We start from the raw sequence: 26,266 nt of genomic DNA, 5'->3' as shown, positions 1-26,266 counted from the left end.
TTTTGACACACGGCTTATCCCTCGGGATAGGTCGTTTTTTGTTTTCCGAGCCGATGTAGGAGTGTAAGTGAAACGGACGGATATGGTATGATAGAGCAGAAACCATTTAGATATCATGGGTGGAACACCACTCATTTTAGGAGGCACACATGTACAGTGGTGAAGCAATAACATCAGTGAAGAACCAGTACGCGCGTCACGCCGTTCCATATGTGATTGGACTGCTTGTCGCGTTAGGATTGGCGTTCTACAGCATTGTGGCGGCAATCACCCTGTTCGTGGGCACGCTGATTTTTTTCATCTATCAGCAAGTGACGATTCGACGAGAACGCAAGGCGTGGGAACAATACGTCCATTCTTTGTCGCATCGAATCGAAGACGTCGGGAAAGAAGCGCTCACCGGCATGCCGATTGGGATTCTCGTCTTTGACGAAACTCGTCGCATCAGCTGGTTCAATGAACAGTCTCGACTCATCTTTGAGCTCGAGATGGAACTCGGGATCTCGATCGATTCGATTCACTCGGCGTTCACCGAGTTGATTGAGGAAGAAGAGGACGAGGCGACCATCGAAGTCGGAGACCGCGTTTATCGGGTCCTCTACAATAAGGAATATCAGACCCTTTACTTGTTCGACATGACGGATGAGGCAGAGATTGAACAAAAATACTCGGAAACACAGACGGTGATCGGCGTCTTATACTTAGACAACTATGACGAGATGTCAACCGCTGTGGATGAACAGGTCCGGAGTGAAATCAATCGACGCGTGACCGTCCTCTTGAACCAATGGGCTCAAAAATACCACATCTATATGCGTCGAACGGCAGCCGATCGTTTCTTTCTCGTGATGAACGAACGGACGCTCTCCGAACTCGAGAACAATCGATTCTCGATTCTCGATGAGGTCCGTGAGGCGACGAAAGAGCATAAAATTCCGCTCACACTCTCCATCGGGATCGGTTGTGGGGAGACGACGCTGACGGAACTGGGGAACTTGTCGCAATCGAGCCTTGATTTAGGGCTCGGACGCGGCGGGGATCAAGTCGTCGTCAAACGTCATAACGGGAAAGTCCGCTTTTTCGGCGGCAAGACGAACCCGACCGAGAAACGGACCCGGGTTCGCGCCCGCGTCATCTCGAACTCGATGCGTGATTTGATTCGCGAGTCGAGCCGTGTCCTGATCATGGGGCATAAAAACCCGGATATGGACTCGCTTGGAGCATCCATCGGCATCATGAAACTGGCTGAATTTGTCGGACGTGAGGCGTACGTCGTCATCCCGGCCGGCGAGACGAGCGTTGGGATCCAACGTCTCGTCAATGAAGTCGAAAACGACGAAGAGCTGTATAGCCGTTTTTTGACCGAGTTCGAGGCTCAACCCCTCATCGACGAACAGACGCTCCTCGTCGTCGTCGATACGCACCGGCCGTCGCTCGTCATCTCGCGGGATATTCTAGACCGCGCGGAACGGGTCGTCGTCATCGACCACCATCGCCGTGGTGAAGAGTTCATTGAAGATCCGGTCCTCGTCTATATGGAGCCGTACGCATCCTCGACGTGCGAACTCGTAACGGAGTTGATCGAGTATCAGGCCGGTACGCGCAAGCTATCGATTTTAGAAGCGACGTCGCTCCTCGCAGGTATGGTGGTCGACACGAAAGGATTCACCTTGCGGACCGGGTCGCGGACGTTCGATGCCGCTTCCTTCCTTCGGATTCAAGGGGCAGACACCGTGCTCGTCCAGCACTTCATGCGGCAAGACCTCGATTCGTATATCGAACAGTCTCATATTCTCGAAAACACGGACATCTATTCCGACGGCATGGCGATCGCCGTCGCCTCGGACGATGAAGTGCACCATCAAGTGTTGATCGCCCAAGCCGCTGACCAGCTCCTTAATATGGAGGGCGTCAAAGCATCGTTCGTCATCGCCGTCTTACCTGACGGCCGAACCGGCATTAGTGCCCGTTCGCTCGGTGATGTCAACGTCCAAGTCATCATGGAGATGCTGGACGGGGGCGGTCATTTGACGAATGCGGCGACACAATTGAACGTGAGCCCGGAACAGGCGAAAACGTTATTACAAGAAGCGATTGATCATTATATGACAGATGAAACAGAGGGAGAGGATTCTGAATGAAAGTCATTTTAAAAGTAGATGTTAAAGGTCAAGGTAAAGCTGGTGACGTCAAAGACGTCGCGGACGCTTACGCGAAGAACGTACTCTTTAAAAAGAACTTGGCGGTCGAAGCGACACCGGGTAACTTGAAGGCGTTCGCCGCAAAAGAGCGACGCGCCGAAGAAGCGGCTGAAGCAGAATTGAAACAAGCCCAGCAGTTGAAGGACAAGCTTGAAAAAGAGACGATCGTCGTCAAGACGAAGTCAGGTGAGGGCGGTCGCGTCTTCGGATCGGTCACGAGCAAACAAATCGGTGAAGCGTTGAAAGGGATGGGCTACAAGATCGACAAGCGTAAAATCGAGCTCGAACACCCAATCAAAGCGCTCGGGTTTACGAAAGTGCCGGTGAAGTTGCACCACGACGTCACGGCTACGTTAAACGTTCATGTTCAAGAAGCGTGAAGGTGAGGTAGACACGTATGAGTGATGCGATTCAAGTCAATACCCCGCCACATAGCGTCGAAGCGGAACAAGCTGTCCTCGGGGCCGTCATTCTCGATTCCGATCGGCTGATCACGGCCTCGGAACGGGTCGACCCGGACGACTTTTATCGTGTCAGCCATCAACGGATCTTTGAGGCGATGCTGAAAATCAATGACCGGGGCGAACTCGTCGATTTGGTCACGCTCAGTTCGGAGCTTCAAGCCCAAGGTATTCTCGATGAAATCGGTGGATTGAACTATTTGGCGGAAATCGCCGAGGCGGTTCCAGCCATCGGGAACATCGGGTATTATTTGAACGTCGTCGATCAAAAGGCGGCACTCCGCCGCTTGATTCGGACTGCGACGAATATCGTCTCGGACGGCTATGAACGCCAAGACGAGGTCGATGCCGTCCTGTCAGATGCTGAGCGGAACATTTTGAAAGTCTCGCAACGAAAAGGGCAGTCGAGCTTTCATCCGATCGGCTCCGTCTTATCGGACGCCTACTCGACGATTGAAAAACTGCACCAATCGAGTGGCGAAATCACCGGTATCGCGACCGGGTTCAGCGATCTCGACAAGATGACGGCCGGGTTTCAACGTAACGACCTCATTATCGTCGCGGCCCGTCCTTCCGTCGGGAAGACGGCCTTCGCCCTCAACATCTCGCAAAACGTGGCCGTCCGTACCGGCGAGAACGTCGCCATCTTCAGTTTGGAGATGGGTGCCGAGCAGCTCGTCATGCGGATGCTCTGTGCGGAAGGCAATATCGACGCCCAGCGTCTGCGGACGGGTCGGCTCGAGGCCGAGGACTGGGGGCGACTCTCGCTCGCCATGTCGTCGCTGTCACAAGCCGGTATCTATATCGATGATACGCCGGGTCTTCGCGTCAACGAGATCCGGGCCAAGTGCCGCCGCTTGAAACAAGAGCACGGCCTCGGCATGATCATGATCGACTACTTGCAGCTCATCGTCGGGAACGGCAAGCCGGGCGAGAACCGGCAACAAGAAGTCTCGGAGATTTCACGTACGCTCAAAGCGATCGCGCGTGAGCTTCAAGTGCCGGTCATCGCCTTGTCCCAGCTCTCACGTGGTGTTGAGAGCCGTCAAGACAAGCGGCCGATGATGTCGGATATCCGGGAATCCGGGGCGATTGAGCAAGATGCCGATATCGTCGCGTTCCTCTACCGGGACGACTATTACGATAAAGAGAGTGAAGACGCCAACACGATCGAGATCATCATCGCCAAACAGCGTAATGGTCCGACCGGCACGGTCAAGCTCTCGTTCCGAAAAGAATATAACAAGTTCGTCAACATGGAGACGCAAGCTTTTGCGCCACCGATGTAGGACGAGTCATTCCGCCAAAGGCGACGTCACGAGACGTCGCCTTTTTTGTCGGTCTTTGGACCTAAACGTATTCAATTTTTGAAGAATTCATTCGTTGGATGAGAAATGATGCGTCAATAACGAACGAAAGGTTACAACGTAAAAATATCGTTCGGTATTAGGTTGACTTTCGCGAGAAGCAAGTGTACACTTACGGATGGTTTGAATAGAACGTTTATCTACAAGGAGGATTCATTATGTCATCAGTAGTCGTAGTGGGAACGCAGTGGGGCGATGAAGGTAAAGGGAAAATCACGGACTTCTTATCGAAGCAGGCCGAGGTCGTCGCGCGTTATCAAGGGGGAGACAACGCTGGTCATACGATCGTCTTCAACGATACGAAGTATAAACTTCACTTGATTCCATCGGGGATCTTCTACTCGGACAAAACATGTGTCATCGGGAACGGGATGGTCGTCAATCCGAAATCGCTCGTCACGGAGCTCGCGTACTTGCACGAGCGTGGCGTGAGTACGGATAACCTCCGCATCTCGAACCGGGCCCACGTCATCTTGCCGTACCACCAATTGCAAGACAAGCTCGAAGAGGACGCGAAAGGCGACGCCAAAGTCGGGACGACGCTCAAAGGGATCGGTCCTTGCTACATGGACAAAGCGGCGCGTATCGGGATTCGCATCGCTGACCTTCTCGACAAAGAAGTGTTCGCCGAGAAGCTCAAGACCGTCCTCGCGATTAAAAACCGCATGTTCGTGAAGATGTATGAAGTCGATGCGATTGAATTCGATGACATCTTCGAAGAATACTACACGTACGGCCAACAGTTCGCCAAGTACGTATGTGATACATCGGTCGTGTTGAACAACGCGCTCGACGAAGAACAGAAAGTGTTATTTGAAGGCGCACAAGGTGTCTTGCTCGACATCGACCATGGAACGTACCCGTTCGTCACATCATCGAACGCAGCTTCAGGCGGCGTATCGAGCGGTGCCGGAATCGGACCATCGAAGATCCATCACGTCGTCGGCGTCTGTAAGGCGTACACGTCACGTGTCGGAGACGGCCCGTTCCCGACCCAGCTTGACGATGAGATCGGTCACACGATCCGTGAAGTCGGAAAAGAGTACGGTACGACGACAGGACGCCCGCGTCGCGTCGGTTGGTTCGACTCGGTCGTCGTCCGCCACTCGCGCCGCGTCAGCGGCATCACAGACCTTTGCCTCAACTCAATCGACGTGTTGACAGGTCTTGAGACGCTCAAGATTTGTACGGCATACGAGTTCGAAGGCAAGCTCCTCGACGAGTACCCACCGAACTTCCGCGTGCTCGAACAGTGCAAACCGGTGTTTGAAGAGCTCCCAGGCTGGACAGAAGACATCACAGGCGTTCGCAAGTTCGAAGACTTGCCGGTGAACGCGCAGAACTATGTCAAGCGCATCGAAGCGTTGACAGGTATCGAATTGTTGACGTTCTCGGTCGGACCGGCACGTGAGCAGACGGTCATCTTACGTGATATTTACGAAGCATAAGACAGAGAGTCCTCGTGGCTCTCTTTTCATTTCCACGGAAATGGACCACGCTTTCTAACCTATAGAAAAAGAGTTACAATGTAGACATGTACGTTTAACGATAAGAGGAGGACTCACTGAATGGATCGTACGATTTTAGTGGTAGATGACGAACAACCAATCGCAGATATATTGAAGTTTAAGCTTGAAAAAGAAGGTTACCAAGTCCACGTCGCCTATGACGGGGAAGAGGCGCTCGTGAAAGTCGAAGAAGTCAAACCAGATTTGATTTTGCTCGACATCATGTTGCCGCTCAAAGACGGTATGGAAGTATGCCGTGAAGTCCGGAAGAAATACGATATGCCGATCATCATGTTGACGGCGAAAGACTCTGAGATCGATAAAGTGCTCGGACTCGAGCTCGGTGCTGACGATTACGTCACGAAGCCGTTCAGCTCGCGCGAGCTCTTGGCCCGCGTCAAGGCGAACATGCGCCGTCATGCAACGGCCCCGGCCCCAGAAACGAAAGGTGCCAACGCCAATGATATCGTCATCGGTGACTTGACGATTCATCCGGATTCATACATGGTCACGAAACGGGAAGAGAAAATCGAACTGACACACCGTGAGTTCGAGCTCATCCATTATCTTGCCCAAAACATCGGGCAAGTCATGACGCGCGAGCATTTGCTCCAGACGGTATGGGGCTATGACTACTTCGGCGACGTCCGTACGGTCGATGTGACGGTCCGACGTTTGCGCGAAAAAGTCGAAGACAACCCATCGACGCCGACGTATATCATCACGCGCCGTGGTGTCGGTTACTATTTAAAAGCAGGAGAAGAAGACTAAACGATGAAACGGACGAACTTCTTTAAATCTATCCAGTGGAAGCTCGTCGTCATCTATGCGCTGCTCATTCTTGTTGCGATGCAAGTCATCGGAGTGTACTTTGTGCGCTCCCTCGAACGACAATACATCAACAACTTCTCGCAGTCGCTCGTCGATCGCGCCAACCTTCTGAGCTATAACGTCAGTGAAGGGATCGCATCGAACGGCGGTGACTCGACTTCGGACCAGCAGTTGAACCAGGTACTGGATCAACTGCTGTCTGAGTTTACGGAGAGCACGACGCTAGCTGATGACATTCGCGAAGTCCAGATTATCGACACGAACAGTGTCGTCCGGGCGACGTCGAATCCGAATAACCAAAGTCTCGTCGGACAACGGACGGCGAACTCGTTTATTCAAAAATCGTTTGCGACGAGCGGAGCGCAAGAGACGCTCGTCTATGAAGACTCGAACGAACGCATGCGTGTCGTCGCCGTCCCGGTCAAATCCAAGGTCGATGGGACGACGACCGGTATGATCTATATCGAGGCCTCGATGCAGTCCATCTATAACCAAATGGAACAAGTGACGAGGATTCTCGCGACCGGGACGCTCATCGCTCTCATCATCACATCGATCCTTGGGGTGTTGCTGTCACGGACGATCACGCGACCGATTGCGGATATGCGTCGTCAAGCCGTCGAGATGCGAAAAGGGAATTTCTCGCGGAAAGTTAAAGTCTATTCCGACGACGAGGTCGGCCAACTTGCTTACGCCTTCAACGAATTGACCGATGAACTCATGGAGGCGAACGCAACGACGGAAGCCGAACGGCGCCGCTTGACGAGCGTCCTCGAGAACATGTCGGACGGGGTCGTCGCGACGGATCGCTCCTTGCGCGTCATCTTGATGAACGACCAAGCCCGCGATATGATCGGGCTCGCTGAAGAAGAAGCGATGGGGGCGAACCTACAGAACTTGCTCGAATTCGATGACGAGATCGTCATTCCGGAAGACGGGACGATGCCGCCGAAACTGATCGACCTCAGTACGGACGAAGAACTATTCCTCGTCCGCGCCTACTTCTCACCGATTCAAAAGCATAGCGGACCGATCACCGGTCTCATCGTCGTTCTGCACGATGTGACCGAGCAAGAACAAGTCGAGCAAGACCGCCGCGAGTTCGTCGCGAACGTCAGCCACGAGCTGCGGACGCCGCTCACGACGATGCGGAGTTACCTCGAAGTGCTCGCGGAAGGCGCATACAAGGACGATGAGCTCGCCCCGCGCTTCCTCGAGACGACCCAGAATGAGACGGAGCGGATGATTCGCCTCGTCAACGATCTGTTGCAGCTATCGAAGATGGACAGCAAAGAGTATACGATGCAAAAAGTGAAGTTCGATTTTATCCAGTTCTTCAACGACATCATCGACCGGCATGAGATGACGAAAGGCGAGACGATCCAGTTCCGCCGGAAGCTCATGAAACGTCGGGTATACGTCCACGCCGATCAAGATAAGATGACGCAGGTCATCGACAACATCATCACGAACGCCATCAAGTTCTCGCCAGAAGGCGGGACGATCACGTTCCGGACGATGCTCCGTGCCAAGCGACTCGTCATCGGTATTAAAGATGAAGGGGTCGGCATTCCGAAATCGAATTTGAAGAAAATCTTTGAACGGTTCTACCGGGTCGATAAGGCTCGGGCCCGCAATATCGGCGGGACCGGACTTGGTTTGTCGATTGCCAAAGAAGTCGTTTCCGCCCATGGCGGCGACATTTGGGCCGAGAGTGAGTTCGGACGCGGGACGACGATTTACTTCACCATCCCATTCGATACGATCGTGGAGGTGAATGACTGATGGAACGACCACGCTTCTTGGCGAAGCCAGAACTAGTGAAATCGCTCGTCTTGCTCACCTTGATCGTCACGTCCATCGTCCAAACGGTCATCCTCTGGGACTACCATCCGAAGTATCAGTCGGTCCAGTCAGAGACGCAAGTCGCGACGGTGGATGAGTCGCTGCAGCGACAACCGCGCCAAGTCATCGTACCGGCCCAGACGGTCGTCCACGAGAACAACGCCGTCTTCGCCACGAAAAACTCACCGAAACAGATTATGCGTGTCATCCGGGAGTCGTTCGAGGCGAGCGAATTTAAACCGCTCGCCGTCAAGAACGTCCCGAGTTTGTATGCGGGTGTCGATGAGGCCGTCGAATTGATTTTACCGGAGCCGTATTATGCGGATACACTCAGCTACATGCTTCCGGGCTCATACAGCTTGTCCGGGAAAGTGCCACAGCGGGCCCTCATCTTCATGGAGGACGACACGTGGCGCATCCGCACGATCATGAGCGACCAATCACTTTGGGAAGGGCGTTTGTCGAAAGTCGGCCAAGGGGACGTCAACAGTCTGTTCTTGAAAGACTCAGACCGATCGATGCGTCGTGTCACGTACACGGATGAACGCGTCAACTACATCCCCGTCGTCGGACCGGAGATGAACGAGCTGTTCGCTTACGACGTATCTCAGATTCAAATCTCGGCCCGTCTCGATTGGATGCGCGATACGTTCTTCCCGGGCGACCCGAACGTGCAGGAAGTCGATCCGGCCAGCTCCGTGGGCGCACTCACGAACGGGATTAGCGTCGCCGAATATGATGCGAACCTGAACGCGAGCCGTTATCGAAACTTATCACGCAACAGTTCGGAACAGGAGTCGGTCATCGGACTCGACACGATCGTCGAGTTCGTCAACTTCCACGGAGGTTGGGTCGATGAGACGTCGGAGAGCCAAGGTTTGTCGCTTCGGTTTGATGCGATCACTCCGGCCAACAAAGGCTTTGAAACGACCGTGTTCCGGTTTCACGTGAAGGGTTTCCCGGTGTTCAGTCAACGGGAGGCGTTTATCAATAACGATGCCGTCGACTTATCGACGTTGCGTGTCGAGAACGACGGGACACAAGTCCGGTCGATCACTCGGCACCATCTCGAGATCGATCGCTTGATCTCGGTCGGGACGACACAGCTCGCGGACGGACAAGATGTGGTCGATACGCTCGTCAATGCCGGACGATTTGAAAACGTGACCGAGATTCGACTCGGGTATGAGATCGAATACAATGAAGACACGAGCCGTTACGTCACGTTCTCCCCGAACTGGTTCGTTCGGGAAGCCGGAAGATGGATCCCATTCGATCAACCGGATGACTGGACAGAAAGGATGATGTATCGTGGATTGGAGTAAAGCGAAAACGATTCTTCTCTTCGCCTTCCTCGCGCTGAACATCTACCTGTTGTTCCAGCTTTTGACGGAAACGTGGGCGACAGAGGTCGTGACGAACGATAATACGTCGATCGCGCAAATCTTGGACCAACGAAACGTCGATGCGTCGAAGTTGCCGCGGATGGGTCGGGATATCGGTTATTTGACGGGGTCGTCGGAACAGATGTCGGCCTCGATGATCACGAAGAACCGGGAAGCCCAACTGGCGACGACGCTCGACAATATGCAACTCGAAGTCGAGCTCAAACAGCCGGTCCCGCTCGATCAAGACGATTTACGGACGACTGCGTCGACGTTCGTCTCCGAGTATGTCCCGTTCGGTTCCGAGTATGCGTACTGGCGCTATGACGCCGAGACGCGTCAAGTCGCCTTCGTACAGACGTATGAGAACAATAAGATCTTCTCGAACCCCGAGATCGATGGGGGGACCGAGCAGTACATCGGTCCGTCGCTCCTGTTGCTTCAATTGAACGAAGCGCTTGAAGTGACCGACTATAAACAACGTCATTTGACGAACTTGTCCTCGAAGTCGCAAGACGATCTCGTCTTGACGGCGAGCGAGGCGATCTCGCAACTCGCGGCCCGGAAGTACTTCCAGCCGAACCAAGAGATGCGGGCCATCAACACGGGCTTCTATAGCCTGCCGCTCGACAGTTCCGGCAGCTTGATCATCATGCCGCCGCTCTGGTCGATTACGATTGACGAGGACGTCTACTTCGTCAATGCGATCGATGGGACCGTCGAACGGGTCGAATTTGATTCAGAAGAATGAAAGGAGTGATCGAGTGACTTTACGCTATAGTGTGCTTGCGAGCGGTTCGACCGGGAACGCCCTCTACATTGAGACGGAACGGGCGAAATTGCTCGTCGATGCCGGATTGACCGGGAAGGCGATGCAACAACGCATCACTGAGATTGGACGATCGTTTGATGGGATCGATGCACTGCTCGTCACGCATGAGCACTCCGACCATATTAAAGGTGTCGGGATTCTCGCTCGAAAATATAACTTACCGATTTATGCGAACGCGAAGACGTGGGATGCGATGGAATCGTTGATTGGAAAAGTCGACCCGGCCTTGAAGTTTCACTTCGAGGTAGGGGAGATTAAACAGTTCGGCGATATCGAAATCGAGTCGTTCAACGTCAGCCATGACGCGGCCGACCCGATGTTCTACCAGTTCGCGCATGAAGGCAGACGCCTCGCCCACATCACGGACACGGGCTATGTGTCCGACCGAATGAAAGGCGTCATCCGTGGGGCCGATGATTTTATTTTCGAATCGAACCATGACGTCTCGATGCTTCAAATGGGACGGTACCCGTGGAGCGTCAAGCGACGGATTCTCGGGGACTACGGTCACGTCTCGAACGAAGACGCGGCCATCGCGATGAGCGAGGTCATCGGAGACCAGACGAAACGGATTTATTTGGCCCACCTCAGTAAAGACAACAACATGAAAGAACTCGCTCAAATGAGCGTGTCCCAAACACTCGGGATGCGCGATGTCGACCTCGGTCGCATCAAATTGTGCGATACCGACCCATCGACCCCCACTTCGCTCGTTTCTTTATAAGCGAACTTGGGAAAAGACAGGTAATACACTGTCTTGAAGGGGGGACGCGTCGTGAATGAAGAGAGACACCATGAGTATGAGCCTCAAGACGTCGAACCTTTAGAGCACGAAGCAGATACAATGAACGATGTAAAACCGACGTACCCATCTCGTAGCGAATGGCGCCCGAAGCAAGAAGAGCATGTGCGCCATAAGCCGCGAGTGAATTTAAAACCGTTGTTACTCGGAGGGGTTGGCGGATTCTTAGGAGCGGCTTTGTTCTTTTTGGCGATGATGCTCTGGGATTCCCCGACCTCTCGTTTTGTGACGAATGAATTGATTCGGACGGAACAAGCCGTCACCGTCACGGAATCTGACATCACGAGCGCTGTGACGGGCGCTAAGACGTCCGTCGTCAGTATTACGAACATCCAGCGGGCGTTCACCTCGGACTCGCAGTGGGAGGCCGGAGCGGGTTCTGGTGTCATCTATAAGGTCGACGGTGACACGGCGTATATCGTGACGAATTTCCACGTCATCGAAGAAGCGGACGAGATCAACGTCGCGTTCGCCGACGGACAAGTTGCTGCGGCGACGATTCTCGGTGAAGACCCGCTCAACGATTTGGCCGTTGCCTCGGTCGAGCTACCGGCCAATATCGATGTCGCGCCAATCGCGCTCGGCGACTCGACCGTGCTTCAGGCGGGCGAGACCGTCATGGCGATCGGGAATCCGCTCGGCGTCTTTTCAAACTCGGTCACCCGTGGTATCGTCAGTGGTGTCGAACGCACCGTACCAGTCGACACGAACAGTGACGGCCTCATGGATTATAACGCCGAGGTCATCCAGACCGACGCCGCCATCAACCCGGGTAACTCCGGGGGGGCACTCATCAACATCCGCGGCGAGCTCGTCGGCATCAACTCGATGAAAATCGCCGAGGCGAGCGTCGAAGGGGTCGGCTTCTCGATTCCCGTCAATGTCGCGCTGCCGGTTATCGATATGCTCGAGCGTGATGGAAAAGTGACGCGGGCCCAGCTCGGCGTCACGATTCAAGAAGTCATCGCCGTACCGGGTAACGTCCGGGAAGAGTATGGGATTAGTTTTGATAACGAAGACGGGGTGTTCGTCGAGGCGATCACGCCCGGCAGTCCAGCCGAAGAGGCCGGCCTTCGCGTCGGTGACGTCATCGTCAAAATCGGCGACCGCGACATCAAACGTTACGTCGATTTGCGGGACGCGCTGTACCGGGACGCCACGGTTGGGGATAACGTCACGATTGAATATACGCGACGCGGCAAGATAGGCAAGACCGAGGCCACATTAACTGAAGCAACCTAAAGGAGCGGCGACGCTTCTTTTTTAAGGAGGAAACATTGTGGAAAAAAAAGTATGCAAGGAACATGTTGAAATCGCTTTAGATATCATTGTCGACGAGACGGGGGAATACCCGTTGCTCGAAGAACTATCCACAAGTGGGCAAGTGACGTGTGAGTTCTGCGATGTCGACGCAACATATGTTGTGTCAAGCAAAAAATGATTATCAACATGTGGATTTGTGGATAACTCTGTGGATAACCCTATGGATAACTCCAAAAAAACTGTGGAAAAAGGAAGAATTGGATGAATATTTCAATTATCACGGTCGGCAAACTAAAAGAGAAGTATTTGAAACTAGGGATTGCCGAGTACACAAAACGTTTGTCGGCCTATGCGAAAGTGCAGGAAATCGAGGTCGCGGACGAGAAAGCACCCGAGCATTTGAGTGAAGCGGACATGATTCTAGTAAAACAAAAAGAAGGCGAGCGGATTTTGTCGAAAATCAGTCCGGACACGCATGTGATCGCTTTGGCCATCGACGCCAAGCAACGGACGAGCGAAGAGTTCGCCCGTGAGCTCGACCACTTGGCGACATACGGCAAGAGCAAAATCGCCTTCGTCATCGGCGGCTCGCTCGGCTTGTCGGACGACGTCATGAAACGCTCGGATGATACGATCTCCTTCTCGAAGATGACGTTCCCGCATCAGTTGATGAAGCTCGTCTTGTGTGAGCAGATTTATCGGGCGTACCGGATCAATCGGAATGAGCCGTATCATAAGTAAGTGAGAAATTTACGCTGATTTTCATATAATGTTCATGAGGTTCCGCTTCATATTTAGTAATTACGAATAAGCTCTCAAATCTTTGATATAGATTTGAGAGCTTATTTTATATCACTAAATTAGCTAGTTTGTACTAAAATATTTAAAAAAGATACTAAAAGTTTTTAATGATTAATTATTGATAATTAATCATATAATTGCATTAGGGAATCTAGGTTATTGGTAAGCGTCGCCTTTTTAATAGCACTGTTTATAAGCATCGAATAGGAGGTAGAAAATGAGCTTTTTAATATACATAGCAGGAACTTTAATAGCACCAAATATTGCGGGTTATATTTTATCAAGTGGGTTATCAAATAAAGAGGAAAAAAAGTTGATTAAAGAAATAGAGGATAAAGTTAATGACTTTAATTGGAAATTTGATGGTACTGAGGTTGATAGTAAGTATTTTATAGATTTTCTAGAACAAAATCATATTAGTAATAAGATAATGCAGAGGATATTTAATGCTTACAATGTCCCAAGAGGAAATTATAAAGAATTTTCTAAAGAATTGGGAATAGAAGCTGTCGAGTTTGTCAATTTTAAGAGAGATAAATATGATCATTCACACATTAAAAAACCAGATGATTTTGAAGAGTACTTTTCTGATTTGTTCGATGTACTAGTTGATTTTCGTGAATCATTATTGAGTGTTAAAGAGAAGGCTACTCTATCAATATTTGATGAGTCAATGGGTAAATTAGAAAGTAATCTTGTAAAAACTATTGAAGAAAAATTTAGTTCAGAACCATTTCTAAGTAGTTCTAAAAACCTTGAAGTAGATGAACTAATAAAGCTCAGGCTTATGGAATTAAATCAGGAATATAAAGCAGCATTTATTCCATTGAAAAGTGGGTTAATCAATCGAAAAGAATTTTCTATGTGCAGAGAAACGATAGATTCAGGTAATTCCTTGATAATACATGGAAAGGCTGGTAGAGGAAAAAGTGGATGTACATTAGATATTATTAATTTCTGTGAAGAAAAAGCATTACCGTATTTGGCAATAAAATTAGATAAACGGATTCCAAGCATGACTGCAGAAAAATGGGGGGAAGATTTAGGATTACCTGCATCGGTTACATATTCTATTCACAATATTTCTAAAAATGAAAGAGCAGTAATCATTCTAGATCAATTGGATGCACTACGTTGGACTGTGGCACACTCTAGAGATGCTTTATTGGTATGCGCCGAGATTATAAATCAGGTTAGGAAATTGAACATTGAGAGGGAAAATAAAATATCCATCGTTTTCGTATGTCGAACACATGACTTAGAAAACGATAATAATATAAATTCATTATTTAAAAAAGGTGATTCGGATGAGGATGTCATTCAATGGTCTAAGATTCAAGTTAATGAGTTAGACGAGGATTTAGTAAAAAGTACTGTTGGGAAGCGTTATGAACAGCTTACTTATAAACTAAAAAAAATGCTGGAAATTCCAAGTAATTTGTATATATGGCAACGATTAGATCCAACTAAAGTTTATGAGGAATGTTCTACTGCGAGCCATTTAGTGTCCAAATGGTGGGAGCAGTTATCATATAAATGTTTCGAGTATGGATTAGAAGAAAACAATCTAATTCAGATTAAAGATAAAATGGTAAATTTTTTAGAAATGAATGGTAGAATATTCATTCCTTTAACTATTTTAAACGAAAATAAATCATCTTTAGAATTTTTATCTTCAAATGCTTTTTTAATAATTCAAGATAATAAAGTATCGTTTGCCCATCAATCTATATTGGATTGTTTTTTAGCTGAAAAAATGCTTCAGAGATATTATAACGGTGAAGATGTCATTGATATTATTGGAAGTAAAGAGAAACAAACTCCTGGAAGAAGATATCAAGTTCAGATGTTTATGCAGAATTTATATGAATTTGATAGCCAAGATTTTGTTAGTGTTGGGCAAAGAATATTTGAAGCAGAGCAAGTTCGGTATTTTTTTAAATTTGTATTCTTAGAAATACTAAGTCAGATAGAAAATCCAGATAGAAATATACAGTATTTTATCTTGAACTCCTGTGAAAATGTAATTTACAATAATCCTCTTATAAAAAACGTATTATATTCAAGACCTAAATATATTCAGTTACTTCGGGAACACGGGATTTTAGAAAAATGGCTTAACAATCCGTCAAAAAAAGAGCTTGTTATAAAATTACTTGTTAGTATGAGCCCCAATTATGAAACTGACGATATTAATTTCATTGAAAAATATTTATTTAATTCACGGGAGGATGATAATAAGCTCTTAAAATTTTTTATGTATGATATAAACCAAGATACAGACGAGTTATTTGAATTACGAATGAGATTTTATAATCGATTTCCTGAAATGGCTGATACTTATCTTGACTTAAAATCGATGCTTAAGAAATGTGAAATAAGATCAATTCGACTATTGGCATTGTTATTGGAAAATAAAATTAAAAGTAAGGGGAGAATAATTTATAAGTATGAAGAAGAATTTCTGAATGAAGACTCTGAAGTTTTTATTGAAAATGGAGAAGAAGTTCTAAATTTAGGGTATTCGGATTTAATAGTGGAAAAGGGCTTATAGTTCGCCCTTCTCCAATTTCTCAATTAAGGTGGAAATGTCGACACCAAGAAGCTCGCCACGCTCACGTTCACGAACAACGCCAACGGGGAACATTTTCTCGAACATCGGATAGTTGTAGTCTCGAAGTTCGTAGTCATCCAAACGTTTCTGATACTTGGGTTTACGTTCCTTTTGAAGTCCTTCTGTAAAGAGTATTTTGGCTCGTAAAGCTTCGAAGGAGTAGCCCCTTCCTAAACGGTTTGTGACACGTATAAGGCTGTTCAGAGACTCCGTATAGGCGTTTGTAATGCGATGGTCGAAGTAGTTGAATATCTCTTCTTCCCAATTCGCCATAGCCTTTGTAAGAGGCTCAAAAGCGGATTGCAGTTCCTTTGGTATCTTGGCTTTCCAATCGTGGTATCTGAGGTACGCTTTCTGTCTGCTGTCGGTATCCCAAATATCGAAAAATGATTCCTTCAAGTCATAAGCAATACCGAGAGAGGGGTGATTCTTCGTCCATAGGTCAAGCGTTATCTTATCCATTTCCGTAAGCTCTTTATGGCGTTTCAAGAGGATAAAGCGGTCGTGCATAAGCCCGCGCCGTTCCTTCGGTGATAAGCCTTCTCTAAGCTGTTTGCGGATGGATTCTAAGGCTTGATTCGCCATACGGACAACGTGAAACTTATCGACGATGATAGTCGCCTTGGGCAGTACAGCTTTCACAGCGTCCTTATACGGTCGCCACATATCCATTGTGACGTATTGTATTCGTCCTCTGTTTGGAAGGCGTGAGAGGTAGCTTACAACCGTTTCCTTATTGCGATTGGGTAGAACGTCTAACAAGGTACGTTCCTCGATGTTGGTTAAAACGCATCTTGGCTTGATAATGTGAATTTCGTCTATTCCAAGCCAATTAGGTGTTTCAAATCGAAGCGTCTCTTCCAGGCGATTGATGTAATCACGAAAGATGTTCCGTATCGTCTTTTCGTTCAGCCCGACATCTTCTGAAATACTGACAAACGTGCGTTTAAGACTTTGCTTCTCGACGTAAGACAATAACCGTTTGGTGCAGTTTCGCTTCTCGTCTATGGTGTGTTCTAATCGTTCCCAAAAAGTTTGATTACATTCACGGCATTTATATCGCTGACGCTTTACAAGAAGCCCTACACGTTTTCCATGAATAGGCAGATCCATACAAAGATGGTCTCTGTTATCATGCTTATACAGATTTGCCACGCATCCACAATGTGGACAAAAAGAAGGTGGAGAGGCTGTCTCCACCTGGATCAGAAAGTCATGTTCATTTTCAGCAAATTGTTTGATATTGAAGTGGGGGAGGTTTAGAATCTCCATTGTGTCACCTTCTACATCTAGTAAGTTAGCTCTTTAAATACTAATCGTTTCTCGTATAACAGATTTTAAACTAATTGAATAATCGTTCTATTCATCTAGGAAACAACCGTTTGATTGAGGGCTTTACTTTTTGATAACGGTAAATCTTGCGTATAAGGCATATCGTAGGCAAGAGCTGTTTCAGCTTTCGCCAATTCTTTCCCCAGATATGCTGCGTGATCCAAACGAGAAAGCAAACCGCGCTTGATTGCTGTATTTGCAATATCACTGGCTAGTTTTCCTTCAATAACTTCATTCAGAGTCCCATCCAGGATGTAATGTTCACACCTAATTGATTTCTTATTTCGATCAAGAATAACTAGGAAAAATCCCTCTGGGTCATGAACCCACTCATCATTTTTAAGACGTTCTGCTTTCACTATTTTGGGTTCTTGAATTATCGGAAGAAGCATTACTGGGTCCCCATTTGGCTTGCCCTCATAAGCACGAACTACCTGATGCAATCGTTCGACATCTCGTGTTCCAATTTCATCAACGATTTTCACTCGTTGGCGAAAAATTTCGATCTCTTTCAAGGTAATATTCTTGAGCACCGGGCGAGGTCCAACTGCGCCTATAATCCGATACTTATCGTCTATCCCATTTTCTTTTAATGACAAAATGGCTTGCCCTGCTTGATGACCACGAGAGTCGCGCCCACATAGTATTAAGTGTGAAATATTGGGATTCGCGGTAACATTTCGAATCAAGCGTTCTATTCCTAGATTTTCTGTCGATAAGGTACCAACAATAGATATATGATTTAGTAATCCGGAACCTTGTATTTCGGACGGGAGATCTGTATCGGCTAAAGTACATATTGCAACAAAAGATGTATCATTTCCGACTAGATAATTTCCTTCTGCTATTGGCCATTTTTGTTCCTGCTGGGTCGAGGGGGAGGCCACATTGCTATCGTTGGGATCCACTGTTCCACAAACGGATTGTTTCTGAACTTCGGTTTTAAGTTCACAGCTGCAATTTGAGGGGTGCGTATTCTTCGATTTATTTTCATCACAACCACATGCTGTATTATTTACTTGTGGTTCACCTTCGCACGAATCGTCATCACACCCACACGCAGTACTGTTTACTTGGGGTTGACTTCCGCATGCATTGTCATTACAGCCACATGCAGCTCCATTGATTTCAATTTCATTCGATCCATTAATCAATGAACTAAAATGATTGTACGGCTTAATTGGGAAACAAACTTCACACCCAAGACAGTTATGTCTAACTTTGTTCCCTTCGTCAACCCACTGTTTTAAATCCAGTTGAACTTCTTTTGCAATCGGTTTATCTATATCTTCTAGATCTTGCTCAACGGCTGTCATCACGTCAAGTACACATTCACATCCTACACATTTAGGGATCTTTCGTATTGTGTCTAATTGTTTATGAATGCTTTTAATGCCTTCTGTTATGCCCATCATCAACTCTCCTTGTATGCTAATCAATTATTTTTGATTAGAATGCCAATCCATAGGTAAATCCTCACCAATGATAAAAAATTTCATCACTCGTTACCTATGGCATTGGCTTTATTCATCTGATACTTCCGGAGAACCATCGCATTTGCAATAACAACCAAGGCGCTTCCTTCGTTAAGAAGCAAACCTGTAGTCAGGCTCATCACTCCGGTCAAGGCTGTAACAATAAGGAGGGCTAGAAGAGCTAATGAAAACCCGATATTTTGATGTATTTTCGCAACGGTCTTACGGCTAAGTTTGATCAGATAAACCAGTTGATCCAAATTATCCTGCATCAATGCGATATCAGCCGTTTCCAAAGCAACGTCTGTCCCTTGGACTCCCATCGCGATCCCCACATCGGCCTGAGCCAGTGCAGGCGCATCGTTTACACCGTCACCCACCATCGCAACAAGACCGTACTTCTTTTGCAGTTCTTTAATCGCTGTAATTTTATCTTCCGGCAGTAATTCTGCCCGTACCTCATCCACGCCAAGTTCCCGGCCAATGGCTTCACCAGTAAGCCGGTTATCGCCCGTAAGCATGACGATTCGTTTTACACCGGTAGTTTTCAGACGTTGAATCGCTTGTTTTGCGTTTTCTTTCGGTCGATCCGCTATCGCGATTAATCCAAGTACAAGATCAGCAGTTCCCAAAAGCGTGACGGTCTTTCCTTGTCCTTGAAGTGTTTCAATTTGTTTTAATTGATCTTGATTCAGTTTTACATTCAATTCGCTGAACAACCGGGGACTGCCGATATAGTATGTGGTTCTATTTATGCTGCCTTTAGCTCCCCGTCCGGTTAATGTGTCGAACTCTTCAACACCTGGAAGATTTATGTTTCTTTTTGAAGCTTCTTGAAGAATTGCCTCAGCCAAAGGGTGTTCAGAAAGTTTTTCAAGCGCACCGGCAATTCCCAGCAGTTTTTCTTTTGATAAATCGGAGACAGATACAATATCCGTTACCGAAGGCTTTCCGACGGTTAATGTACCCGTTTTATCAAATGCGACCACTTGGATGTGACTGGCCGTTTCCATATAGCTGCCGCCTTTTACCATAACCCCGTTTCGCGCCGCATTTCCTACACCAGTTACGACAGCTACTGGAACTGAAAGCACTAGAGAACAGGAGCATGAAACAACCAATACGATTAACGCTCTATATAGCCACGTGTCAAACGGTTGGCCAAAGAAAAGGGTTGGTATAACAACCATTAAAACGGCGATCACGAACATGATCGGCGTGTAGACTTCACCAAAGCGTTCACTGAAACGTTGTGCTTTTCCTTTATCTCCTTGTGCATTTGCCACTAATTCAATGATTTTTGACAAGGTGGTATCCTGCGCCAATTTCGTCACTTCAATTTCCAAAGCACCGCGGCCATTCATTGTGGAAGCATATACTTCATCGCCTGATATTTTTGCAACCGGAATGGATTCTCCTGTGATTGTCGATTGATCCGCTGTAGACGTACCGCTTACAACAACCCCATCTACTGGTATTTTCTCCCCTGGTCGGATCAGAACCCGATCGCCAATCTCGACTTCATCGGCTAGTATGCGAACTTCGCGGCCTTCCCGTAAAACGGTTGCTTCCCGGGGTGCCAGTTCCACAAGCGCTCGGACGGAATCCCTGGCTTTATTTACTGCATAAGCTTCCAACACTTCAGCTAAGGAGAAGATGACCACAAGACCTGCGGCTTCTTCCCACAATCCCAGATAGATGGCCCCGATAACTCCGACAATAAGCAGAGTATTTATGGAAAGTTTTCTCCTTCTCAAGTCCATCCATGCACTCTTGGCTGGGTAAATACCCCCAATAATAATTGCAACACCATACAATGCAACAGCCCATATTTCCGGTAAACCTAGGAAAAGTTCTGAGATTAATGTAAAGACTGTTGTGATCCCTGAAATAATCAGCAATACCGTTCTTGGTTGTTTCCACCATTTTGACTTACTCATGTTGAGCCCTCCCTTTATCATTGTCTAATTTCAAGTCAAATCACTATTCATCAATTTTTTTGATTAGGAATTTATGTTTAATCAACTTTCCCTTTCTCCTAGGAAAATAAGCTTTCAATTATAACTGCAAGCCAAGTTTTTGATTACGCCAGGTAATCGCATATATATTAGGATCTCGGATCAATTTATTATTTAACGACTGGATGTCCGATTTTCTTTAAATTTTCCTCGATTTTTTCACGGGGCAATTGAGAATCATCATATGTGACGGTTAATTTCTCAGCAATAAAGTTTACCTCTGCTTTCTCAACCCCGTTTAGCTTCGCTACCGTTTTTTCGATATCCTTTGCACAGGAAGGACAATCCATACCACTTACTCGAAGAACTTCTTTCTTCATTTATTCCATTCCTCCTTAATTAAAGGTGTTTATCAACTTTTTTTGATTTGAATAACATAAGTAATTCCAATTTCATTCTAAAAGGCAAAAGATTACCTGGCATAACCAAAAACTTAATAATGCAGTAACAGTTGAACGGGTTTCATGAGTAACCGGGACATCGTAAGTTGTTAATCTAAGAATCCCCAATACAAGTCAGAGTATTATGACATCAAAAAAAATTGATGTGAATCTTAAAATAAAAAGCCAGCACCGAAACACTCGCTTTTTATCATTGGGACAAGGCATGAACCTGTTCCAATATTTTAGGATTTCGAAGGCTGTAATGACTCCATGAACCGTGGATTTCGCGATCGATAACTCCAGCGTCAAGCAATATTTTAAGGTGATACGATACTTTGGACTGGCTCAGGTCCAATAATTCTTCAAACTCACAGGTGCACAAATCAGATTGCTTTGAAAGCAAGTAAACCATTTTTAAACGAATTGGATCACTAAAAGCCTTTGTCACAGAAGCTATTCTTTGAATTGCCTCTTCTTGTGGAAGGGGCACATCACCTCGACGGACTCTTGGAATATCCGTTATGCATTGATCCAAGGCCCACACCCCCTAATCAATTTTTTTTGATATGTTTATGAATCCATAATACTCCTGTCGAAAACATAAGTCAACTCCGTCCTTGACCTCTAGTATATTCTTTATGCTTGCTGCATATAGAGGAAACCATCCGAAATGGAGATGTAAAATAATCACAGTTACTAATTGCAGTAACACAATCTAGCGCAAAAAAAAGTACGTTGATTTCAACTATTTAATCCGATTTTATACTTTAATATCTGTGCTTAACTTTTCACCATAAAATCCGAATAGCCATTTTTTACAATTGGAATGCGAGGTAACGCCTTTTTTAAGTCATTTGCATATTTCTCACGATATTCTTTCGAGTGCAAAATACCATATGTGTAGTAAAAAACTTCGTCGTCTGAAATGTTAAGTTTATTTTTGAATGATTCAGAGATATTGCTAGTGCTTAAGAATAGAGCGTCTTTATTGCTATTGTCATGCAGATAGAAACCCTGCCCTTTTTCCATCAAGTCAAGGTTCGGGATTGCATCGATTGCAAGACAAGAGAAGTCACGACTAGAACCAGCACCGGTAACATAAATTAATTTATTGGTTTCTCCAAATAATGAATGATACCTCCCTGGCATTTCTACAACATTCTTATCATAATAAAGCCATTTTTTTACGTAAGGTCTATGCATACTTTTGACAATATTATCATTCAAATTGATTTCTTCAGATTTTTTGAATTTCTGTTTTAATCCTCTACTCCATTTAATAAAAGTATCAGCTGTATTGATTAGTTTTAATTTTTCGTTCGGATCTTGGATATGAGCTAGACGTAAAATTTCTGAGTTATAGTTATTCACCATTAAATTTGTATTTTGAATAACTGCCTCACGATTGAAGCCATATACCCATGAGTCTCGGTTTGTGCTAACTCCGATAGCTTTGTTAGTAAAAACCTCACCCTCCATTGGTAGGAACTTATCATAATTTTGATCACGCTGATTAATCCAATCATTATTAGCGTCTGGTTTGATTTCAGTCCAGTCAATACCATCTACAGATTTAAACGTAGAAATAATAGAAAGCTTTTGTTCCCGAGTTAAGTAGTCGCCTATATCATGGTAAAAAACATGATGGTCATCAGTGCCATCTTTAACGAGAACTGTGATAGCAATGGGGGTTCTGCTTCCTGAACCAAAAATTTTTCCACCTTCTTGTCTAGAGCGTTCCCCTAAAGTTCGTTGATCACCTCTAAGGTTCAAAATATATACATAATTGAATTCTTCATGCCAGCATTTACGAAGACCATCTGTACTGTTGCTATCAATAAACGATCCATTCGATACGAAAGCTATAACTCCCTTTTGCCGAATTCTGTTACTTGCCCATCTAAAAGCCTTGATATAGGAGTCATAAAGACTTTTCTTTAGACTTGCCTTTGAGTGGCGCGCATAAGTAGCATCAATACTTTCATCTAGACTTGGATAAACTTGATTTTGATTGTTATCATTGGCGTTGGACTGCCCTATCGAATAAGGTGGATTTCCAATGATTGCGAAAATAGGTTCTTTTCGTTGTTTCTCAAGACGTTCATTGTTTGCACCAAATAACTCATCCTCAAACGAATCTTCTTTTTCAGTACTTTCAAATGTGTCGGTCAAAACGATTCCCTCGAAAGGTTGATATTCTTGTTTTAATATTGCATGGAAGGTTTCCTCAATATTGATTGCTGCAATGTAATAACTTAAAAGTACGATTTCATTAGCATGAAGCTCTTGCGTATACTTACGCAGCAAGTCTTCTTTTGAAATTAGTCCACTTTGCAATAGACGAACGATAAATGTTCCCGTTCCCGTGAAGGGGTCTAAAATATTTACACCTTCATCTCCAATAGATTTACCAAAGTGTTTTTGTAACACGTCATTTACTGAATGAATAATGAAATCCACTACTTCAACAGGAGTAAATACTATTCCAAGGCGTTCTGTTGTTTCTTTGAATCCAACTTTGAAGAATTTATCATAAAGTTGAATAATGATGTCTTGCTTCGCTTTAAGATTGTCTATACCTTCTGCGCGAATACGAACACTCTCATAGAATTTTTCAAGTCGCTCTTGCTCCTTGATTAATCCTTTTTCATCCATGACGCTTAATACAGCATCCATTGCCTGAGAAACAGGATTATCTTTAGCGAAACTGTATGAGTCAAATAATGCTTCAAAAACAGGTTTGGTGATCAGATGTTGTGCTAGCATCTCAATCGCTTGTTGCTCTGAAATTGATTCATTGATGTTGTGTCTGAGTCCAGAAACAAATTGCTTAAAGGCATGATATGCCTGATTATTAGTATCCTCAATCATAACTTGGATGCGTGTGATATGCTGCTGTGCGATTTCTGATACGTCTTTTGACCAATCTTCCCAATAACGCACATTGCCAACTTTTTTGACGATTTTCCCATAAATAGCTCGCTCAATATCGGAAAACTCTTCCATATCAAGTCCGAATTGAAGCTGTTCTGTCTCCGGATCAGCAATTTTAAAACCGCCGTCGTCCTCGTCAGGCGCCTCTCCCACACCTACGACCTGAAGTTGATCAGGCTTCTTTTTGTTAAGCTCTAATTTATTGATTGTGGAGTCAAAACGTTCATCTAAAGAACGTAATGCATTAAGAACGTCCCACACAACTTGATATTTTTCATTTTTATCTAAAATTGCATTCTCATCAAAGCCTGCTGGAATTCCGATTGGTAGAATGACATACCCATATTCTTTCCCATCGGCTTTCCGCATAACTCGACCTACTGCTTGGGCAATATCGATTTTAGATTTACGAGGCTTTAAAAACATGACTGCGTCAAGATCTGGGATATCGACTCCTTCAGTTAGGAAACGGGCATTTGAGAGGATACGACATGTGTTTGGTGGAACTTCAGATTTTAACCATGATATTTTCTCGTTCTTTTGTAAAGCATTCATTGATCCATCTGCATGTTCGATTTGAATACGTACGGGATCCGCTTGATACCCAGATTCGTTGATGTACATGTCTACAACATTTGTAAACATGTCAGTAATCAATTTGGAATCTTTGATGGTTCCGGCAAAAGCAATCGCGCGTTTCATTGGATTAGCTGATATTATATTTGAATGACTTTGTCTTTTGACAAGTCCGTTCCAACAGCCAATGATTTTAGTTACATCATCAAATTCGAGTTCTGAGTCTTTTGACATCATTTTTTGAAAATTGCGCTCAACCATCTTTTGATCAACTGCGAGAACCATGACTTTGTAATCTGTTAAAATGCCTTTGTTTACAGCATCGCCAAAGCCAATGCGATAAAATTCTTCCCCATAAATATTCGCGTCATTCATGTCTGCGATTAGAACAGACATTTCATCAGCTTTTTGCTTTGCATCTTCACCGTAGATACGAGGAGTCGCAGTTTGATAGAGGCGTTTACGAGCTCTGATGTTATCATCGCTATGGACTTTAACGAAGGCACTAGCATCTTTTCCAGCGTCCGTTGCACCAGTTGTTCGGTGTGCTTCATCACAGACTACTAAGTCGAATTCATAGAACCCATGTTTTTGTGCGTCGATAATAACATCGATAGATTGATATGTAGAAAAGACGACCAAAAATTTGCTTTGATGTTCAGATGAGTCGATATCGTTTTGTCGCTCAATCAATTTGTTGTAGTCAGTAGTCGCAGGATAACCTAAATCAGCAGCCGCAATATCTTCAAACTCATCTGCACCTTTAACGCGTTTTGTCACCTTACGGTCCGAACATACTGCGAACGTATCCATGTCCTGTCTATACTTTGAATCACTTGTCCATCCACGAAGCGATTGAGAAAGTAGTTGGATACTCGGAACAAGATAAAGAACACGGAAAGGACCTTCTTTTTTAGAAGCCATTTCTTCTGCGATAACCATCGAGGTATACGTTTTTCCTGTTCCAGGAGCCATGATTAATTTTCCGCGATCAGCTGATTTAAAGCCATTGATTACAGCTTCAATAGCAGGAATTTGGTGTGAACGTGGCTCTTTAATGGATTTTAGCGGAATGTTTTGAGGTTTTTCTGTTGAAAACTGAGTCCAATCAATTTCGCTATCTCGTAATTGAGAAAGTCCAATTCGAGCAATGCTCTTATCTCGGTCTAATAAAGCGTTATTGGCGTTATCACTCCACTTGTCAGTAGACGTAACGATGATACCCTCGTCATAATAACTTTTCCCAACTTCGTTCAAGAAAGAGTCGATATGAGATTTTTGGATAGTAGTATCTTTCGAATAATATTTACATTGAATTGCGACGAGTTTTCCAGTTTCACGGTTCCTTGCAACCAAATCAACCCCTGTATCTTTTTTAGGGATTTTATAATCTTCAGGAACGTTATGTAACATCCATACCTCATCGAACAAGCGCGCATACATTGGTTCATTTTTAAGGTAAGCTACAACTAATAATTCGAAAAGTGTGCCCCGATCTCGTTGAACCATGCGATCGCCCTCCAGCGAACGAATGAGGGTATCGAAGGAATGTTGTATTGCTTTTTCTTCAGATAGTTCTTTCATATTTACTAGCCTCCAAAACATGTAGTAATTAAATTTTAGCATACAGTTCAAGTC

The 26,266-nt window shown here is 45.8% G+C and carries 19 protein-coding genes; 13 read left to right on the top strand and 6 right to left on the bottom strand.

Annotated features, from left to right (window positions below; genetic code table 11):
- Positions 1-149 precede the first annotated feature (149 nt).
- The 13 genes from FED52_RS13700 (at position 150) to FED52_RS13640 (ending at position 15,850) form a co-directional block, all read left to right on the top strand.
- Positions 150-2,141, top strand: coding sequence for a DHH family phosphoesterase (locus tag FED52_RS13700; RefSeq protein WP_138860243.1), 1,992 nt, complete (start codon positions 150-152; stop codon positions 2,139-2,141).
- On the top strand, positions 2,138-2,581 hold the full coding sequence (rplI, locus tag FED52_RS13695) for a 50S ribosomal protein L9 (protein WP_128123817.1): 444 nt from the start codon (positions 2,138-2,140) through the stop codon (positions 2,579-2,581). The genes FED52_RS13700 and rplI overlap by 4 nt, the downstream gene beginning before the upstream one ends.
- Positions 2,582-2,598: 17 nt before the next feature.
- The gene (dnaB, locus tag FED52_RS13690; RefSeq protein ID WP_021067865.1) at positions 2,599-3,951 is read left to right on the top strand and encodes a replicative DNA helicase; all 1,353 of its coding nucleotides are present in this window, start codon (positions 2,599-2,601) and stop codon (positions 3,949-3,951) included.
- A gap of 236 nt (positions 3,952-4,187) precedes the next feature.
- Positions 4,188-5,477: an adenylosuccinate synthase gene (locus FED52_RS13685; RefSeq protein WP_138860242.1), complete on the top strand. Its 1,290-nt coding sequence runs from the start codon at positions 4,188-4,190 to the stop codon at positions 5,475-5,477.
- Positions 5,478-5,597: 120 nt separating this feature from the next.
- Positions 5,598-6,308: a response regulator YycF gene (gene yycF, locus FED52_RS13680; protein ID WP_034780323.1), complete on the top strand. Its 711-nt coding sequence runs from the start codon at positions 5,598-5,600 to the stop codon at positions 6,306-6,308.
- Between the two features lie 3 nt (positions 6,309-6,311).
- Entirely contained in the window at positions 6,312-8,153 is a 1,842-nt protein-coding gene (gene walK, locus FED52_RS13675; protein ID WP_138860241.1) for a cell wall metabolism sensor histidine kinase WalK, read from the top strand.
- The gene (gene yycH, locus FED52_RS13670) at positions 8,153-9,538 is read left to right on the top strand and encodes a two-component system activity regulator YycH (protein ID WP_034780327.1); all 1,386 of its coding nucleotides are present in this window, start codon (positions 8,153-8,155) and stop codon (positions 9,536-9,538) included. The genes walK and yycH overlap by 1 nt, the downstream gene beginning before the upstream one ends.
- Positions 9,525-10,349, top strand: a complete 825-nt coding sequence (locus FED52_RS13665) for a two-component system regulatory protein YycI (RefSeq protein WP_138860240.1) — start codon at positions 9,525-9,527, stop codon at positions 10,347-10,349. Before yycH ends, FED52_RS13665 begins: the two co-directional genes overlap by 14 nt.
- 13 nt (positions 10,350-10,362) lie before the next feature.
- Complete coding sequence (locus tag FED52_RS13660) at positions 10,363-11,154, top strand: MBL fold metallo-hydrolase (RefSeq protein ID WP_138860239.1); 792 nt, start codon at positions 10,363-10,365, stop codon at positions 11,152-11,154.
- A gap of 51 nt (positions 11,155-11,205) precedes the next feature.
- A complete protein-coding gene (locus FED52_RS13655; protein WP_138860238.1) occupies positions 11,206-12,474 on the top strand; it encodes a S1C family serine protease in 1,269 nt (422 codons plus the stop codon).
- Positions 12,475-12,511: 37 nt separating this feature from the next.
- Positions 12,512-12,673: a CxxH/CxxC protein gene (locus FED52_RS13650; RefSeq protein ID WP_128123822.1), complete on the top strand. Its 162-nt coding sequence runs from the start codon at positions 12,512-12,514 to the stop codon at positions 12,671-12,673.
- 83 nt (positions 12,674-12,756) lie between these two features.
- The gene (gene rlmH / locus FED52_RS13645; protein WP_138860237.1) at positions 12,757-13,236 is read left to right on the top strand and encodes a 23S rRNA (pseudouridine(1915)-N(3))-methyltransferase RlmH; all 480 of its coding nucleotides are present in this window, start codon (positions 12,757-12,759) and stop codon (positions 13,234-13,236) included.
- Between the two features lie 277 nt (positions 13,237-13,513).
- Positions 13,514-15,850, top strand: a complete 2,337-nt coding sequence (locus FED52_RS13640) for a hypothetical protein (protein WP_138860236.1) — start codon at positions 13,514-13,516, stop codon at positions 15,848-15,850.
- Here the strand turns inward: FED52_RS13640 and FED52_RS13635 are convergent.
- From FED52_RS13635 to FED52_RS13610, 6 genes are all read right to left on the bottom strand, one after another.
- Complete coding sequence (locus FED52_RS13635; protein ID WP_029594550.1) at positions 15,845-17,182, bottom strand: ISL3 family transposase; 1,338 nt, start codon at positions 17,180-17,182, stop codon at positions 15,845-15,847. The genes FED52_RS13640 and FED52_RS13635 overlap by 6 nt on opposite strands.
- A 95-nt stretch (positions 17,183-17,277) precedes the next feature.
- Entirely contained in the window at positions 17,278-18,654 is a 1,377-nt protein-coding gene (locus tag FED52_RS13630) for a DUF4346 domain-containing protein (protein WP_051627662.1), read from the bottom strand.
- A gap of 86 nt (positions 18,655-18,740) precedes the next feature.
- Positions 18,741-20,657 carry a heavy metal translocating P-type ATPase gene (locus FED52_RS13625; protein ID WP_138860235.1) on the bottom strand — a complete coding sequence of 639 codons (1,917 nt, stop codon included), beginning with the start codon at positions 20,655-20,657 and terminating at the stop codon, positions 18,741-18,743.
- A 188-nt stretch (positions 20,658-20,845) separates the two neighbouring features.
- Positions 20,846-21,055, bottom strand: coding sequence for a heavy-metal-associated domain-containing protein (locus tag FED52_RS13620; RefSeq protein WP_029594547.1), 210 nt, complete (start codon positions 21,053-21,055; stop codon positions 20,846-20,848).
- A 271-nt stretch (positions 21,056-21,326) separates the two neighbouring features.
- Positions 21,327-21,653, bottom strand: coding sequence for an ArsR/SmtB family transcription factor (locus FED52_RS13615; protein ID WP_051627660.1), 327 nt, complete (start codon positions 21,651-21,653; stop codon positions 21,327-21,329).
- Positions 21,654-21,898: 245 nt separating this feature from the next.
- Complete coding sequence (locus FED52_RS13610; RefSeq protein WP_138860234.1) at positions 21,899-26,212, bottom strand: DEAD/DEAH box helicase; 4,314 nt, start codon at positions 26,210-26,212, stop codon at positions 21,899-21,901.
- Positions 26,213-26,266 lie beyond the last annotated feature (54 nt).

The organism is Exiguobacterium mexicanum, assembly GCF_005960665.1.
Taxonomy (GTDB): Bacteria; Bacillota; Bacilli; order Exiguobacteriales; family Exiguobacteriaceae; genus Exiguobacterium; species Exiguobacterium mexicanum_A.
The sequence above is the reverse complement of the archived record's forward strand: the minus strand, read 5'-3'. Positions and strand labels throughout refer to the sequence as shown.

Bases quoted from the DNA above. Each gene is read 5' to 3' on its own strand.
- FED52_RS13700 (WP_138860243.1), top strand. From the start codon at position 150: ATGTACAGTGGTGAAGCAATAACATCAGTGAAGAACCAGTACGCGCGT.
- rplI (WP_128123817.1), top strand. From the start codon at position 2,138: ATGAAAGTCATTTTAAAAGTAGATGTTAAAGGTCAAGGTAAAGCTGGT.
- dnaB (WP_021067865.1), top strand. From the start codon at position 2,599: ATGAGTGATGCGATTCAAGTCAATACCCCGCCACATAGCGTCGAAGCG.
- FED52_RS13685 (WP_138860242.1), top strand. From the start codon at position 4,188: ATGTCATCAGTAGTCGTAGTGGGAACGCAGTGGGGCGATGAAGGTAAA.
- yycF (WP_034780323.1), top strand. From the start codon at position 5,598: ATGGATCGTACGATTTTAGTGGTAGATGACGAACAACCAATCGCAGAT.
- walK (WP_138860241.1), top strand. From the start codon at position 6,312: ATGAAACGGACGAACTTCTTTAAATCTATCCAGTGGAAGCTCGTCGTC.
- yycH (WP_034780327.1), top strand. From the start codon at position 8,153: ATGGAACGACCACGCTTCTTGGCGAAGCCAGAACTAGTGAAATCGCTC.
- rlmH (WP_138860237.1), top strand. From the start codon at position 12,757: ATGAATATTTCAATTATCACGGTCGGCAAACTAAAAGAGAAGTATTTG.
- FED52_RS13640 (WP_138860236.1), top strand. From the start codon at position 13,514: ATGAGCTTTTTAATATACATAGCAGGAACTTTAATAGCACCAAATATT.
- FED52_RS13635 (WP_029594550.1), bottom strand. From the start codon at position 17,182: ATGGAGATTCTAAACCTCCCCCACTTCAATATCAAACAATTTGCTGAA.
- FED52_RS13630 (WP_051627662.1), bottom strand. From the start codon at position 18,654: ATGGGCATAACAGAAGGCATTAAAAGCATTCATAAACAATTAGACACA.
- FED52_RS13625 (WP_138860235.1), bottom strand. From the start codon at position 20,657: ATGAGTAAGTCAAAATGGTGGAAACAACCAAGAACGGTATTGCTGATT.
- FED52_RS13620 (WP_029594547.1), bottom strand. From the start codon at position 21,055: ATGAAGAAAGAAGTTCTTCGAGTAAGTGGTATGGATTGTCCTTCCTGT.
- FED52_RS13610 (WP_138860234.1), bottom strand. From the start codon at position 26,212: ATGAAAGAACTATCTGAAGAAAAAGCAATACAACATTCCTTCGATACC.